Raw genomic sequence first — 14,430 nt, 5'->3', positions numbered from 1 at the left:
CGGCATCAGATCCTGCGCACCATTTTCGGGTCCAGCGCATCGCGCAGGGCGTCGCCCAGGATGTTCACGCTGAGCACCGTCAGCGACAGGAACAGGCCGGGAAAGAGAATCAGGCCGGGCAGCATGCGGAAGTACATGCGGCCTTCGGACATGATGTTGCCCCAGGACGCGATCTCGGGCGGGATGCCCGCGCCCAGGAAGCTCAAGATGGCCTCGGTCAGCATGGCGGACGCGAACACGTACGTGCCTTGCACCGTGAGCGGCGCGATGGTGCTGGGCACCATGTGGCGCCACAGCAGCAGCGGCAGCGGCGTGCCCAGCGCCAGCGCGGCTTCAACGTAAGGCTCACCGCGCACCGTCAGGATCTGCCCGCGCACCAGCCGCACCACCCGCGGAATTTCGGGAATGGTGATGGCGACAAGCACGGTCGTGATGCTGGCGCCGGTAACGGACACCAGGGCAATCGCCAGCAGGATGCCGGGAATGGCCATGATGGCGTCCATCGTGCGCATGATCAGCCCGTCCAGCGAACGGAACCAGCCGGCGATGACGCCGATGACCAGGCCAATGACCACGCTGACGACGGCGGCGCCCAGGCCCGCAATCAGCGAGATGCGCGCGCCATAGGCCACGCGCGACCAGACGTCGCGGCCAAAGGCGTCGGTGCCGAACAGGTAGTCGGTGAAGGGTTGCTTCAGGCGTGCGCCCGGGTTGATGAAGGTGGGGTCCACCGTGCCGAGCAGCGGCGCGAACACGGCGATGGCGACGATGGTGACCAGCACCACCAGCGCCAGCATGACCGGCCAGCTTTTCAGGCCCTGGCGGATTTGCCGCCAGGCGGTAGTGTGAGGATTACCGCCTCCGGGGAGGTCGGCAGCCGCTTGCACGGCGGCATCGGTTGGCGTGTGCATGGCTCTTCCCTAGTATCGGATGCGCGGGTCGAACACCGTGTAGGCGCAATCGACAACCAGATTGATGAACACGTAGACGAACGCGAAGAACAGGGTCAGGCCCTGAATGACGGGGTAGTCACGCGCCAGCACGGCTTCCACCACCAGCCGGCCCAGGCCGGGGATGTTGAACACCGATTCGGTCACGACCACACCGCTGATCAAGAGCGCGATGCCCAGGCCCACGACGGTGGCGATGGGGACGGCCGCATTGCGCAGCGCATGGCCCAGCAGCACGCCAGTTTCACCCAGGCCCTTGGAGCGGGCGGTGCGGATGAAGTCTTCGCCCATGACCTCAATGACGCTGGTGCGCGTGATGCGCGCAATCAACGCCACATAGACCGTGGACAAGGCCAGCGACGGCAGAATGAGCCGGTGCAGATAGAGCCAGAAGCCCTTGTCCAGCGGCGCATACCCTTGCACGTTGAACCAGCCCAGCTTGATGGCGAACAGCCAGATCAGCAGGTAGCCAGTGACGAACACCGGCACGGAAAAGCCCAGTACTGAAAAGCCCATTACGGCGCGGTCCAGCAACTTGCCTTGCCGCCACGCCGCCAGGGTGCCCAGCGGAATGGCCACAAGCAGCGTGAAGACCAAGGTCAGCACCGCCAGGCTCAGCGACGGTTCCAGGCGCTGCGCGATCAGTTTGGTGACCGGCACGCCAGACATGAGCGAGGTGCCCAGGTCGCCTTGCAGGAGCTTGCCGCCCCAGATGAAGAACTGTTTGATGACCGGTTGATCCAGGCCCATCGTCTGCCGTATCTGGACGATACGTTCAGGCGTGGCGCCGTCGCCCGCCATGATGATGGCCGGGTCGCCCGGGCTGAAACGCAATATCGCGAAGACCACCACCGCGACCATCACCAAAACGGGGATGGTCGCGAGGAGCCGGCGTGAGACAAATGCCAGCATGTATTTCCCCCTGAACTGCTTGCCCCTTTACGGAGCTTTCTTGACGTTCCAGAACGCAAAGACCGGTGCATGCACCAGGCCGGAGAGCTTGGTCGAGTAGACGGTGGGCACGGACATCTGGCCCAGCGGCACGTACAGGCCTTCGTCGATGCCGATGCGCTGCAATTCGTCGGCGATCTTCTTTTGCTCGGCGGGGTCGGAAGTCAGCGCGAACTTCGTGCGCAGTTCTTCCACTTGCGGCATGTCGGGCCAGCCGAACCAGGCGTTGTCGCCGTTGGCGGCGGCGGGCGCGGAACGCACCGGGTCCATCACGTCAGTGGCGTACCAGTTGGTGTTGTGAATGTTCCAGCCGCCTTCGGCCGGTGCGGCCTTGGAGGCGCGGCGGGTCGCCACGCTTTGCCAGTCCATTGCAGCCAGGTTGACGTTAAAGCCCGCCTTGCGCAGCGCTTGCGCCATCACCACAGGTTGCGCGGACAGCGTGCCCACGTCGGTGGCGTGCATGACGAGGATGGGCGTGTTGTCGTAACCCGCTTCCTTCAGCAGCGCCTTGGCCTTTTCGATGTTCGACGGAACGACGACGTCCTTGCCGATATCGCTTTCCATCGGCGTGCCGCAGCCCCACAACGAGGCGCAGGTCTTCCAGTACTTCGGATTGCCGACCAGCGCCTTCATCACGTCTTCCTGGCCGATTGCGTACATCGCGGCCTGACGGATCTTCTTGTTGTTGAACGGCGGGTGCTTGAAGTTGAAGCGGTACATCGTGAAGTAACCGACCGGGCTGAGCGATTCTTCCTTCAGGTCCGGGTTGCCTTCAATCATCGGCAGCAGGTCATACGGGAACTGTTCGACGAAATCGATCTCGCCGCCCAAGAGCGCGTTGGCGGTCGTGAGCGCATCAGGCATGACGTCCCATTCCACCTTGTCCACGTTCACGACCTTGCCGCCGGCCAGGCCGCTTGCGGGTTCCTTGCGCGGCACGTAGTCGGCGTTCTTGGCGTACACCGTCTTCACGCCCGGCTTGAACTCGATCACCTTGAACGGGCCGGAGCCCGTCATGTCGGTGATGGGCTGGCCGATGGCCTGTTCGGCGATGCGCTTGGGCATCATGAATGGCGCCGTGCCGGTGGGCTTGGACAGGGCGCGCAACGCCAGGTCCGTGGGTTCCTTCATGACGATGCGAAAGCTGTTGTCGTCGATGACTTCAATCTTGTCGGTGAACTTCAACAAGGTGCGGCCCATGCCGTCGCCCGCGGCCCAGCGCTTGATCGACGCCACGCAATCTTCGGACGTGACGGGCTTGCCATCGTGCCATTTCTGGCCGGCGCGCAACGTCATCGTGTAGGTCTTGCCATCAGGCGAGACTTCCCACTTCTCAAGCATCTGGGGCTGGATCTTGTTGTCGGCATCGGTGGCCAGCAACGTGTCGTAGATCATGTAGCCGTGCCACGTCGTGATGTACGCGGTGGTGGCGTGCGGGTCGGTCAAGCGCAACGGCGAGTGCATCACAGACTTGATGACGGTTTCGGCGTAAGCGCCGTGAGCCATCATCAGCGTTGCACCGGCCAGCGCGGCCGCTCGAACAAACTTGAGCATGAAGGTTCCCCTTGAAGCGGTGTGAGCGGCACGGTCGGCCGCTACGTCGTTAACGCGCCGCTCGATGGCGGCGTGCGAGGGTCAGGCTGTTGCGGGCAGGCCGGAAAAGACCGGCCCGCAAGGCGCCATTCTGATGCCGGGACGCAACCGTGTCCATGGTTGTTTTGCCGCATCCATCAGCATGGAGCCAGGGGCGGCGCACACCAGGATCGTGTGCGAGATGGCCGTGAAATCCGCGCGGAAATGCGCGGAACTCTTCACCACCAGAATCGCTGCGCGCGTGGGTTCGACACCGGCGAATCGGAACATTTCCTGGTCGGCCATCTGCACCTTGTTAGAGGCGACGATGATGCGTACGCCGCCGATGCGCAGGCATGCGCTGGGGCCCAGGTCCATGTGGAATCCGCGGTAGAACGCGCCGTGCGTATCGAAGCGTCCGTCTGACGTTTTCTCGACGATGAATTCGCTGTCCAGCGGTTCGTCGTCGGGAATACCCGAGTGTCCACCTAGTGCAATCCGGACCTTGTTTCCAACGCCTGCACGATGCGCGGCCAACGCCGCGGCGGGGTCAACAATCAGACCAATCGCCGTGTCGCGTGCATCGTGGCGGATCAGTGCGCGCAGCATGCCGGTGGTGTCGGAACTGCCGCCTGCGCCGGGGTTGTCTTGCGCGTCGGCGATGACGACGGGTTTCGTGGCGTCGCGTGCCAGCCGCATGGCTTCCTGCACGGCTTCGTCGGGCGTGTAGAGCTTGCCGCCAAAGTCGCGTTCCGCGTTCAACACGGCGCGCGTCATTTCATCGGCGGCGGCATCGGCGTCAGCTTGCGTGGCGCCGTAGGCCCACACGGTGGGCGCGCATTCGGGGAAGTCGGCCGCGGGAAAGCCGGTGGCGAAAGACAGGCTCGTGGCGCCGCGGGCTTCGATCTCGCCCACCAGCGCATACAGGCTGCGCGACGGTTCGATGTCGGTGGATTGCCAGCACAGCGAAATCAGGTAGGGCAGGGCGCGCAACGCCGCGTAAGGGCGCGGCACGCCGGCCAGACGCAGGGACAGCAGCGCGGCGGCGCGTTGCCCGGTCTCGGCCATGTCGATGTGGGGATACGTGCGATAACAAACCAGCGCGTCGGCGTGGCTCACCATCTTGCGCGTGACGTTCGCGTGCAAGTCCAGGCTGGCCACCACAGGCACATCGGGCCCTACCAATTCGCGCACGCGCTTGAGCAGTTCACCTTCGCCGTCATCCAGATGTTCGGTGACCATCGCGCCGTGCAGATCCAGGTACACGCCGTCTAGCGGCATCGCCACCGACAGGCCTTGCAGGATCATTGCGCTGATGCGTTCGAACGCGTCTTTGGTGACCAGGCCAGAGGGGCTGGCCGCGGCCCAGGTGGTGGGCACGAGCGTGTGCTGCGCCATGGCTTCGATGAAGCCGGCAACAGGGATGTTCGCACCCGCTACTGCCTGAAACATCGCGGGGCCGCTGACCAGCTTGGGCCAGCCTCCGCCTTTTTCTGCAAAGTCTTCCCACGTGGCGCGCGAAGGCGCGAACGTATTGGTTTCGTGCTGAAAGCCGCCTATCCCGATGCGCATCAGGCATCCCCTTGTATGTGTGTTGTTGCTGTTGTTGCTGTGTCGTATTGCCGGGCGGGCGCGGCCGTGGCCGCGCCCTGTGCTCAAGCTGGGTAATGCGTCCTTCTGTAGGGCTTGTTGAAACGTCGTGGGGCGAAGCGAAGGATTACTTCGCCACGGGCATGGTGAATTCCGCGCCCTTGGCGATGCTGTCCGGCCAGCGCTGCATCACGCTCTTGTAGCGCGAGTAGAAGCGGATGCCTTCTTCGCCGTAAGCGTGGTGGTCGCCAAACAGCGAACGCTTCCAGCCGCCAAACGAATGCCATGCCATCGGCACGGGAATCGGCACGTTGATGCCGACCATGCCCACCTTGATCTGGCGGGCAAAGGCGCGCGCCACGCCGCCGTCGGACGTGAAGCACGCCACGCCGTTGCCGAATTCATGCGCGTTGATGAGTTCGACTGCGCTGGCGAAGTCCGGCACGCGCACGACGCACAGCACGGGGCCGAAGATTTCTTCGCGGTAGATGTTCATCGCGGGCTTGACGTTGTCGAACAGCGTGCCGCCCAGGAAGTAACCCTTTTCGTTGCCAGGCACCTTCAGGCCGCGGCCATCCACCACCAGATCGGCGCCGGACGCGATGCCGTCTTCGATGTAGCCCACGACCTTGTTGCGGTGCTGCGCGGTAACCAGCGGGCCCATTTCGGCGTCTGACTGCATGCCGTCTTTGACGATCAGCGCCTTCACGCGCGGGATCAGGCGTTCGACCACCTTGTCGGCCACATCGCCCACCGCCACGGCCACGGAAATCGCCATGCAGCGTTCGCCGGCCGAGCCGTAGGCTGCGCCCATCAATGCGTCGGTGACTTGGTCGAGGTCGGCATCGGGCATAACCACCAGGTGGTTCTTGGCGCCGCCCAGCGCCTGCACGCGCTTGCCGCGCTTGGTGCCTTCGGCGTAGATGTATTCGGCGATCGGGGTCGACCCGACGAACGACAGCGCTTCAACATCAGGATGCGCGATCAGCGCGTCAACGGATTGCTTGTCGCCATGCACGACGTTGAAGACGCCCGGCGGCAGGCCGGCTTCGGTCAGCAGTTCGGCCAGACGCAAGGACGCCGAGGGGTCGCGTTCAGACGGCTTGAGCACGAAGGTGTTGCCGCAGGCGATGGCCACCGGGAACATCCAGCACGGCACCATCATCGGGAAGTTGAACGGCGTAACGCCAGCCACCACGCCCAGGGCCTGGCGCATGCTCCAGTTGTCGATGCCGCCGCCGATCTGGTCGGAGTACTGGCCCTTGAGCAGTTGCGGAATGCCGCAGGCGAATTCGACGATTTCGATGCCGCGCATCACTTCGCCCTTGGCGTCGGAGAAGACCTTGCCGTGTTCGCGGGTGATGAGTTCGGCCAGTTCGTCCTGGTGCTGATCCAACAGCGCCTTGAAGTTGAACAGGATGCGCGCGCGCTTGAGCGCCGGCGTTTCCGACCAGGCCGGGAACGCAGCCTTGGCGGCGGCGACGGCCAGCGCCACGTCTTCGTTGGACGCCAGCGGAATCGACGAGCTGATCTCGCCGGTGGCGGGGTTGAAGCCATCAGCGTAGCGGCTGCTGCGGCCTTCGTAGTGTTGGCCGTTGATGAAATGAGGAATCTTCTTCATGGTGCGGAGGCTCGAAGCGGAGTTCTTTAAAAACGCCCGACGGCGGCCATCGGCCGCCCGCGGGATTGGGTCAGGATGCGCGGCAGGGCCGCGATGTTTGGGTCACCATCTTGGGGTCACTGTGTTGAGGTCAATATCTTGAGGCCAACATGTTGAGGTCAACATCAGGCTCAAGCGACTTCTTTCAGCACCTTGCCGATCTGTTCGAAGATCTGGCCGATCTGGGCCTCGTCGATGATCAGCGGTGGCGAGACGGCGATGATGTCGCCGGTATAACGCACCATCAGGCCGTTGTCGAAGCACTTCTGGAACACTTCGCCTGCGCGGGCGCCCGGCGCACCGGCACGCGAAGACAGTTCGATACCGGCGACGAGACCCAGATTGCGCACGTCGATGACGTGCGGCGCGCCCTTCAGGCTGTGGGCGGCGTCCTGGAAGGCGCCAGACAGCTTGCGGGCGCGGGCAAAAAGTTCGTCGCGGCGGTAGATGTCCAGCGTGGCCAGAATGGCGGCGGCGGCCAGCGGGTGCGCCGAATAGGTATAGCCGTGGAAGAATTCGATGCCGCCTGCCGGGCCGTTGACGATGGCGTCGTGGACTTCGCGTTTGACGGCCACTGCGCCGGCCGGCACGGCGGCGTTGCTGACGCCCTTGGCCATGGCGATGATGTCCGGCGTGACGCCGAAGAATTCGGAGGCAGTGGCGGCGCCCAGGCGGCCGTAGGCGGTGATGACTTCGTCAAAAATCAGCAGGATGCCGTGCTTGGACGTGATCTCGCGCAGCTTTTCCAGATAGCCCTTGGGCGGAATCAGCACGCCGGTGGAACCCGCCATGGGTTCGACGATGACTGCCGCAATGGTGGACGCGTCGTGCAGGGCGACGATGCGTTCCAGTTCTTCGGCCAGGTGCGCACCCCAGGCAGGCTGGCCCTGGGAGTAGGCGTTCTGCTCCAGGTTGTGCGTGTGGGGCAGGTGGTCGACGGCGGGCAGCAGCGCGCCCGAGAAGGTCTTGCGGTTGGTCGAAATGCCGCCGACCGAGATGCCGCCAAAGCCCACGCCGTGGTAGCCGCGTTCACGGCCGATCAGGCGGGTGCGCTGGCCTTCGCCGCGGGCGCGGTGGTAGGCCAGGGCAATTTTCAGCGAGGTGTCGACGGATTCGGAACCCGAGTTCGTGAAGAAGACGCGGTCCAGCCCTTGCGGCATCAGGCCGGCGACGGCGGTGGCGGCTTCAAAGGCCAGCGGGTGGCCCAGCTGGAAGCCCGGCGCGTAATCCATGATGCCGGCTTGGCGCGAGATCGCGTCGACGATTTCCTGGCGGCCGTGGCCGGCGTTGACGCACCACAGGCCGGCGGTGCCGTCCAGAATCTGGCGGCCATCGGCCGACGTGTAATGCATGCCTTTGGCCGTTGCCAGCATGCGCGGGTGCGCCTTGAACTGCTTGTTGGCAGTGAAGGGCATCCAGAGATGAGACAGATCGGGCAACTCGGCGGGGGCGTTCATGGCGGCTCCAGGGTAAGGACAAGCGGCGGGTCTGCATGAATAGGGCGCAGCCGCCGCGATTCGAATGATTCTGGTACGTCCTACGGGGAATGAAAATATACGATCTGCGCAAAGGCCGCTAACTGTATAGTCACGAGTGGCCCAACTGTACAGTTATCTCCGTGATTGATTTCCAGCCTAACCGTGCCCGTGGACTGGCGCCGACACTCGTCGAACAGCTGGTCGCGGCCATTCTGCGCGCCATCGAGGAGCAGACCCTGCGTCCGGGTATGTCCCTACCCTCGGTGCGCGAGTTTGCCCGGCAGTACGGTGTCAGCACCTTCACGGTGGCCAGCGCCTACAGCCGCCTGGTGTCTTTGGGCTGGCTGGCGGCGCGGCCCGGCGCGGGCTACCGGGTGGCCACGCCCGACGCGCCCGCGCGCCGGGGCGAACCGCTGTCATGGGAGCCGCCGCGGCTGAATGCCGGCTGGCTGCTGTCGGACATCTTTGCGGACCATTCCATCCCGATCAAGTCGGGTTGCGGCTGGCTGCCCGGTGAATGGCTGAATGAAGAAGGCATGCACGTGGCGCTGCGGCACGTGGGGCGCGTGCCGGCCATGCGTATCGCCAATTATGGGCATCCGTACGGCTACGCGCCGTTGCGCGAGACCATCGCGGCAACGTTAAGCGCGCAGGGCATGGACGTGGAGGTGTCGCAGGTGCTGCTGACCCAGGGCGTCACGCACGGTCTGGACATGGTGATCCGCACGCTGCTGCGGCCGGGCGACACGGTGGTGGTCGAACAGCCCGCCTACGCGAACCTGTTGCAGATGCTGCGGCTGGCGGGGCTGCGTGTGGTGTCGGTGCCGCGCACGGTGGACGGGCTGGATTGCGACGCGCTGGAACGCGTGGCGGCCCAGCACCGGCCGCGCGCGTTGTTCATCAACACCGCCTTGCAGAACCCGTCGGGCGCCAGCATCGGCATGGCCAACGCGTTCCGGATTCTGCAAGCGGCCGAGCGGCATGGCTTGTGGGTGATTGAAGACGATATCTCTCGCGAACTCGCGCCGGGCGTGACGCCGATGCTGGCGGCGCTGGATGGCGCGCGGCGCGTGGTGTATCTGGGCGGCTATTCCAAAGTCATCAGCCCGTCGGTGCGGGTGGGGTACGTGGTGGCGCATCGTGATCTGGTGCGTGACATTGCGCGCACGAAGATGGCGGTGGGGCTGACTTCACCCGAAATCATGGAACGCATCGTGCACCAGGTCATTCGCGAAGGGCGCTACCGCGCACACATCGCGCGCACGCGAGAACGGCTGGCCGGGGCGCATACCGTGGTGGCCGAGCAGATGCGGCAGCACGGATTCGACGTGTATGGGCGGCCCCAAGGCGGCCTGTTCCTGTGGGCCAAGGTGGCGGGCGAATGGCGGGCGCGCGGCGCGAACGGCCTGGCCGAATTGGCGCTGAAGGACGGTATCTGGCTGGCGCCGGGGTCTTACTTTGAAGTGGATGAAGCCGATACGCCCTGGGTGCGGTTCAACGTGGCGTATTCCGAAGCGCCGGCGTTGTGGCGGTTCATGAGGAATGCGGGGGCGGTTTGATGGGTGACGCGCGATGAGCGTGTGGTCCGATGCCGCCGCTGCGCCGCCGTCCGTAGGATGGGTGTAGCGCGCAAAGCTGCAAAAAAGAACCCAGCTGCCCAACGCGCAAACCCATCAGGCGCCCGACCTTTCATAGGTCACAAAATCGTACTCATATCCGTTTTCCGCCGGCTGTTTTTCGCGTGCGGTTTCCTTCCACTGGAAGGCGGGCAGCAACGGGAAAAACGCGTCGCCTTCCACGTCGGCATGAACTTCCGTTGCCAGCACGCGTTGGGCAAGCGGCAGCGCGTGCGTGTAGATCTGCGCACCGCCAATCACGAAGGCTTGATCCACATCGCCGCAGGCGGCGATGGCGGCGTCCAGCGTGGGCACGACAGTGGCGCCCGTGGCGGCGAAGTCCGTGTTGCGGCTGATCACGATGTTGAGTCGGCCCGGCAGCGGGCGGCCCAGCGAATCCCAGGTCTTGCGGCCCATGATGATGGGGTGGCCCAGCGTGCTGCGCTTGAAGTGCGCCAGATCGCCCGGCAGTTTCCAGGGCAGGGCGTTGTCCCGGCCAATGGCGCGATTGGTGGAGTAGGCGACGATCAGGGTAAGGCTGGCGGGCATGCGGGCTTGCTACGGTTGGGGGCGGGCCGGGGGTCGGCCAGCGCAACGGCGTAAGCGTAGCAAATTCTGCCGCCCGGTCAGGTCCGGTGCGGCCGTATTGGCCGCGTCAACCTACTGCGTCAACCTACCGCGTGTTCCAGGAATTCCGTCGCCGGCATCGGGCGGCCCAGCAGGAAGCCTTGCAGCGAATCGCAACCCAGGCCCGTCAGGAACTTCTGTTGTGCGGCGGTTTCCACGCCCTCGGCCACGATCCGCAGATTCAGCTGCTGCGCCAGCGCGACGATGGCGGACACAATGGCCGCGTCCTCATTGTCGTTTTCCAGCTGGTTCACAAACCCGCGGTCAATCTTCAGTTCGGTGGCGGGCAGGCGCTTCAGATACAGCAGGCTGGAATAGCCGGTGCCGAAGTCGTCGATGGAAATGGTGACCCCCAGCCCCGACAGGCGCTTGAGCACGGCCAGGCTGGCTTCGGCGTCGCGCATGGCGGTGGATTCGGTCACTTCCAGGGTCAGGCAGGCGGGCGGCACATCGTGGCGCGCCAGTGCCGAGCGCACGGTTTCCACCAGGCTGGCGTGGGCGAACTGCAAGGCCGAAATGTTGACGGCGATGGTCCAGTGGCCTTGGCCGGCATTGATCCATTCCCGCATCTGGCGGCAGGCTTCGTTGATGACCCATTCCCCGATCGACAGGATCAGGCCCGTCTTCTCGGCCGTGGGAATGAACTGATCGGGCCCGACCAGGCCGCGCGTGGGATGGTTCCAGCGCAGCAGCGCTTCGGCGCCCATGATGGGGCCGGCGGGCGCTTCGTACTTGGGCTGATAGTGCAGCACGAACTGGCCGCGTTCCTGCGCCAGCCGCAGGTCGTGCAGCAATTCGATCTGTTCATGCGCGTCCGCGTTCATGGACGGCTCGAAGAAGCTGTAGCCGGTGCCGCCCAGGCGCTTGGCGTGATACATCGCGGCGTCGGCGTTGGTCAGCAGCGTATGGGTGTCTTCGCCATCGTTGGGGTAGATGGCGATGCCCACGCTGGAGGTCACCAGCACTTCGTGGCCATAGACCATGACGGGGCGGGCGATGGCTTCGATCAGGCGGTCGGCCACGTTGGCGGCGTCGGTGGGTTCGATGACTTCGCTTAACACGATGAATTCGTCGCCACCCAGGCGGGCAACGGTGTCCTGCGTGCGCAGCGCCTGGCGGATGCGTTGGGCCAGGTCGATCAGCAGCGCGTCGCCGGTGTGGTGGCCATAGGCGTCGTTAACCGCCTTGAAGCCATCCAGGTCGAAGAACAGCACCGCGAAATAGCCCTTGCGGCGGCTCGCGCTTTCAATCGCCTGCTCCATGCGGTCTTCAAGCAGGATGCGGTTGGGCAGCTTGGTCAGCGTGTCATGCAGCGCCAGTTGCACCAGCTCTTCGTTGGCTTCGGCCAACGAAGAGGCTAGCGCCGACGTGCGCGCCTCCAGCCGGTTGTCCAGCACGGCCACGACCAGCGCGATGGCCAGCACGCTCAGCGTGACGGCGGTAACGGCAATGGCCAGCCAGCCGGCCGAGATGCCGCCGTCGGCGGCCATGCAGATGCTGCCAGCAGGAAAACTTGCAGCTTCCATGCCCGAATAATGCATGCCCACGATGGCGATGCCCATGACGACGGACGCCAACGGGCGGGACAAGGCCACGCGCGGCCCGTCATGGCGCAGCCGGTACGTAATCCACAGCGCGGCGCCCGAGGCGGCCACGGCAATCCCGATCGACAGTGCGAACCATTTGGGGTCGTAGTCGATGCCGGGCGCCATCCGCATGGCGGCCATGCCCAGGTAATGCATCGCGGCAATGCCCGCGCCCATCAGCAGGGCGCCCGCCACCAGTCTGGTCCAGGGCAGTTCGTCCTTGCAGACGATCCACAGCGCAAAGGCCGAGCAGCCGATGGCGATGGCCAGCGACAAGGCGGTGAGCGGCAGGTCGTAGCCCATGGGAATGGGCAGATTGAAGGCCAGCATGCCGACAAAGTGCATGGACCAGATGCCGATGCCCATGGCGAACGCACCCCCTGCCAACCAGTAGCGCGCGGCTGGCAGCCCGTTCGAGGCCCTTACGCGATTGGCCATGCCCAACGCCGTATATGACGCCAGGATGGCGACCCCTAGGGATACGAGGACGAGCGAAGGGTTATAAGTTCCAACGAGCATGTGTGGGGTCCTGTCCTGAGCGCTTGCTGCTGTCGCGCCGGCCTCAAATCAAATCAATTAGTAGTCAACCGTTGCAATTGGGTCGTAAGACACTGCTTCAGTCGACGCTGGCGATTTACGTACTCTCTTGTCGGGAAGGGGGATGCGGCGGGCATGGCCTGCGGTTGGCGCTGCCGGGTGTGCCGCGCTGCATTGCGGCAAGCGACAGGCGCGGCGCGGCATGGGCCGGTCGGAAGCCTGGGCGCGCGCGAAACTCTGGACGCGCGTCCGTGGCTAAGGGATGGGTTATACCGAAATCGCGCTTCCAGAAGCTCACCAATCTTCACTTAAGGCCGACGAGCGCGGCAAACCCGCCGCGGCGGCGCCAGCGGCGGTTGGGGGTCGCGTCCCGGATTGCCGGAGTCGGCAAGCCGGGCGCGATCTTACACGGCCATGGGCGCGGTGAGGGGGGCGTGATGCGTGTAGCCGGACAACGAGAAATCGCCCGGTTCCACCTTTTCCAGCCATTCGGGTTCGTAGCGGCCCGTGACGGCGAAATCGGGGATGCGATCAGACAGCACCAGCTTGGGCGATTCGTACGGCTCGCGGGTGAGCTGTTCGCGAAGCATCGGCAGGTGGTTTTCGTAGATGTGCGCGTCGCCAATGAAATACGTGAACCAGCGCGGGGTGTAGCCGGTCAGGCGGCCCACCAGATGTAGCAGCGCGGCGCCTTCCGTCAGATTGAACGGCGTGCCCAGCCCGACATCGTTGGAACGGATGTACAGGCAGAGCGAGATCTCGCGCGTGGTCGCGTTGGGCAGGAATTGATAGAGCAGATGGCAGGGCGGCAGCGCCATTTCTTCGATCTGCGCCCAGTTCCAGCCGTGGAACAGGATGCGGCGGTCGCCCGGGCGTTCATGGATGGTGTCCAGGCATTGACGCAACTGGTCCACGGCCTTGTACATCAGCACCTTCGCCACGCCGCCTTCATTCAGGTCAGAGACCTTGGCGTAGCCGCGCGACAAGGCGTCTTCGATCTGGGCCGGGCGGCTGGCGTCCAATACCTTATAGGCAGGCCACTGGCGCCATTGCACGCCGTACACGGGGCCCAGGTCGTCCGGGCCTTCGCGGTACGGGTTGGCCAGCCACTGGCTGTTCTCGTTGGCGTTCTGGTCCCAGACCTTGCAGCCCAGTTCACGGAATTCCGCGGCGCTGCGCGAGGCCCGCATGAAACCCACCATTTCACCAATGGCGGACTTGAAGGCCAGCTTCTTGGTGGTGACGGCGGGGAAGCCTTTTTGCAGGTCAAAGCGCAGCGACGCGCCCGGCATGCTGATCGTGCGGATGCCCGTTCGGTTTTCCTGCCACGAGCCGGTGTCCAGGATGGATTGAACGAGGTCTAGATATTGTTTCATGGCGGTCCTCAGGCAGCGGCGGGCGCTTCCTGCGTGTCGACGATTTCAACCGAGAACGTCATGGCCGCGGTCTTTTCCAGCATGGCCGAGGCCGAGCAGTACTTCTCGTGCGACAACTGCACCGCGCGTTCGACGGCGGCTTGCGGCAGATTGCGGCCGGTGACGGTGAATGCGAAATGGATGCGGGTGAAGACCTTCGGGTCGGTATCGGCGCGATCCGCCTGGAGCTTGACGCTGCAACCCGTAACCGCATGACGGCCACGCTTCAGGATCAGCACCACGTCATAGGCCGTGCAGCCGCCGGTGCCGGCCAGCAGCATTTCCATCGGGCGGGGGGCCAGATTGTGTCCGCCGCCGTCTACAGCGCCATCCATCACGGCCACATGGCCGCTGCCGGTGCTGGCGGTAAAGAGCATGCCATTGGGGCCGCCCCAGTCGATCGTGCATTCCATTTCGAGTGTCCTTGAGCTTTGAGCGCAGTCAATGG

Annotated in this window: 11 protein-coding genes; 1 reads left to right on the top strand and 10 read right to left on the bottom strand. The window is 64.6% G+C overall.

What is annotated here, in order from left to right:
- Window positions 1-5 precede the first annotated feature (5 nt).
- From AC1DSJ_RS16040 to aptA, 6 genes are all read right to left on the bottom strand, one after another.
- Window positions 6-911 (bottom strand): ABC transporter permease, encoded by a 906-nt coding sequence (locus AC1DSJ_RS16040; protein ID WP_175170928.1) that lies wholly within the window; start codon window positions 909-911, stop codon window positions 6-8.
- Between the two features lie 9 nt (window positions 912-920).
- Window positions 921-1,862 (bottom strand): ABC transporter permease, encoded by a 942-nt coding sequence (locus AC1DSJ_RS16035; protein WP_441371612.1) that lies wholly within the window; start codon window positions 1,860-1,862, stop codon window positions 921-923.
- Between the two features lie 27 nt (window positions 1,863-1,889).
- Complete coding sequence (locus AC1DSJ_RS16030) at window positions 1,890-3,455, bottom strand: ABC transporter substrate-binding protein (RefSeq protein WP_054423184.1); 1,566 nt, start codon at window positions 3,453-3,455, stop codon at window positions 1,890-1,892.
- A gap of 81 nt (window positions 3,456-3,536) precedes the next feature.
- Window positions 3,537-5,045, bottom strand: a complete 1,509-nt coding sequence (locus AC1DSJ_RS16025) for a M81 family metallopeptidase (protein ID WP_441371611.1) — start codon at window positions 5,043-5,045, stop codon at window positions 3,537-3,539.
- Window positions 5,046-5,190: 145 nt separating this feature from the next.
- A complete protein-coding gene (locus AC1DSJ_RS16020) occupies window positions 5,191-6,684 on the bottom strand; it encodes a CoA-acylating methylmalonate-semialdehyde dehydrogenase (protein ID WP_054423182.1) in 1,494 nt (497 codons plus the stop codon).
- 170 nt (window positions 6,685-6,854) lie between these two features.
- Entirely contained in the window at window positions 6,855-8,180 is a 1,326-nt protein-coding gene (gene aptA, locus AC1DSJ_RS16015) for an omega-aminotransferase AptA (protein ID WP_054423181.1), read from the bottom strand.
- Window positions 8,181-8,341: 161 nt separating this feature from the next.
- Between aptA and AC1DSJ_RS16010 the strand changes: the two genes are divergently transcribed.
- Entirely contained in the window at window positions 8,342-9,760 is a 1,419-nt protein-coding gene (locus AC1DSJ_RS16010) for an aminotransferase-like domain-containing protein (protein WP_175170924.1), read from the top strand.
- Window positions 9,761-9,874: 114 nt separating this feature from the next.
- Here the strand turns inward: AC1DSJ_RS16010 and AC1DSJ_RS16005 are convergent, their stop codons facing one another.
- From AC1DSJ_RS16005 to AC1DSJ_RS15990, 4 genes are all read right to left on the bottom strand, one after another.
- A complete protein-coding gene (locus tag AC1DSJ_RS16005; protein WP_441371610.1) occupies window positions 9,875-10,366 on the bottom strand; it encodes a dihydrofolate reductase in 492 nt (163 codons plus the stop codon).
- A 119-nt stretch (window positions 10,367-10,485) separates the two neighbouring features.
- Complete coding sequence (locus tag AC1DSJ_RS16000) at window positions 10,486-12,549, bottom strand: putative bifunctional diguanylate cyclase/phosphodiesterase (protein WP_054423178.1); 2,064 nt, start codon at window positions 12,547-12,549, stop codon at window positions 10,486-10,488.
- Between the two features lie 422 nt (window positions 12,550-12,971).
- Window positions 12,972-13,943 (bottom strand): thymidylate synthase, encoded by a 972-nt coding sequence (locus AC1DSJ_RS15995; RefSeq protein WP_427949687.1) that lies wholly within the window; start codon window positions 13,941-13,943, stop codon window positions 12,972-12,974.
- Window positions 13,944-13,951: 8 nt separating this feature from the next.
- Window positions 13,952-14,395, bottom strand: coding sequence for an OsmC family protein (locus tag AC1DSJ_RS15990; RefSeq protein ID WP_054423176.1), 444 nt, complete (start codon window positions 14,393-14,395; stop codon window positions 13,952-13,954).
- Window positions 14,396-14,430 lie beyond the last annotated feature (35 nt).

It is taken from the genome of Achromobacter sp. 01N37 (assembly GCF_056399725.1).
Note: the sequence above shows the minus strand (reverse complement) of the source record. Positions and strands in the feature narration are given on the sequence as shown.

Coding starts and splice junctions, on each gene's coding strand:
- AC1DSJ_RS16040 (WP_175170928.1), bottom strand. CDS start 911: ATGCACACGCCAACCGATGCCGCCGTGCAAGCGGCTGCCGACCTCCCC.
- AC1DSJ_RS16035 (WP_441371612.1), bottom strand. CDS start 1,862: ATGCTGGCATTTGTCTCACGCCGGCTCCTCGCGACCATCCCCGTTTTG.
- AC1DSJ_RS16030 (WP_054423184.1), bottom strand. CDS start 3,455: ATGCTCAAGTTTGTTCGAGCGGCCGCGCTGGCCGGTGCAACGCTGATG.
- AC1DSJ_RS16025 (WP_441371611.1), bottom strand. CDS start 5,045: ATGCGCATCGGGATAGGCGGCTTTCAGCACGAAACCAATACGTTCGCG.
- AC1DSJ_RS16020 (WP_054423182.1), bottom strand. CDS start 6,684: ATGAAGAAGATTCCTCATTTCATCAACGGCCAACACTACGAAGGCCGC.
- aptA (WP_054423181.1), bottom strand. CDS start 8,180: ATGAACGCCCCCGCCGAGTTGCCCGATCTGTCTCATCTCTGGATGCCC.
- AC1DSJ_RS16005 (WP_441371610.1), bottom strand. CDS start 10,366: ATGCCCGCCAGCCTTACCCTGATCGTCGCCTACTCCACCAATCGCGCC.
- AC1DSJ_RS16000 (WP_054423178.1), bottom strand. CDS start 12,549: ATGCTCGTTGGAACTTATAACCCTTCGCTCGTCCTCGTATCCCTAGGG.
- AC1DSJ_RS15995 (WP_427949687.1), bottom strand. CDS start 13,943: ATGAAACAATATCTAGACCTCGTTCAATCCATCCTGGACACCGGCTCG.
- AC1DSJ_RS15990 (WP_054423176.1), bottom strand. CDS start 14,395: ATGGAATGCACGATCGACTGGGGCGGCCCCAATGGCATGCTCTTTACC.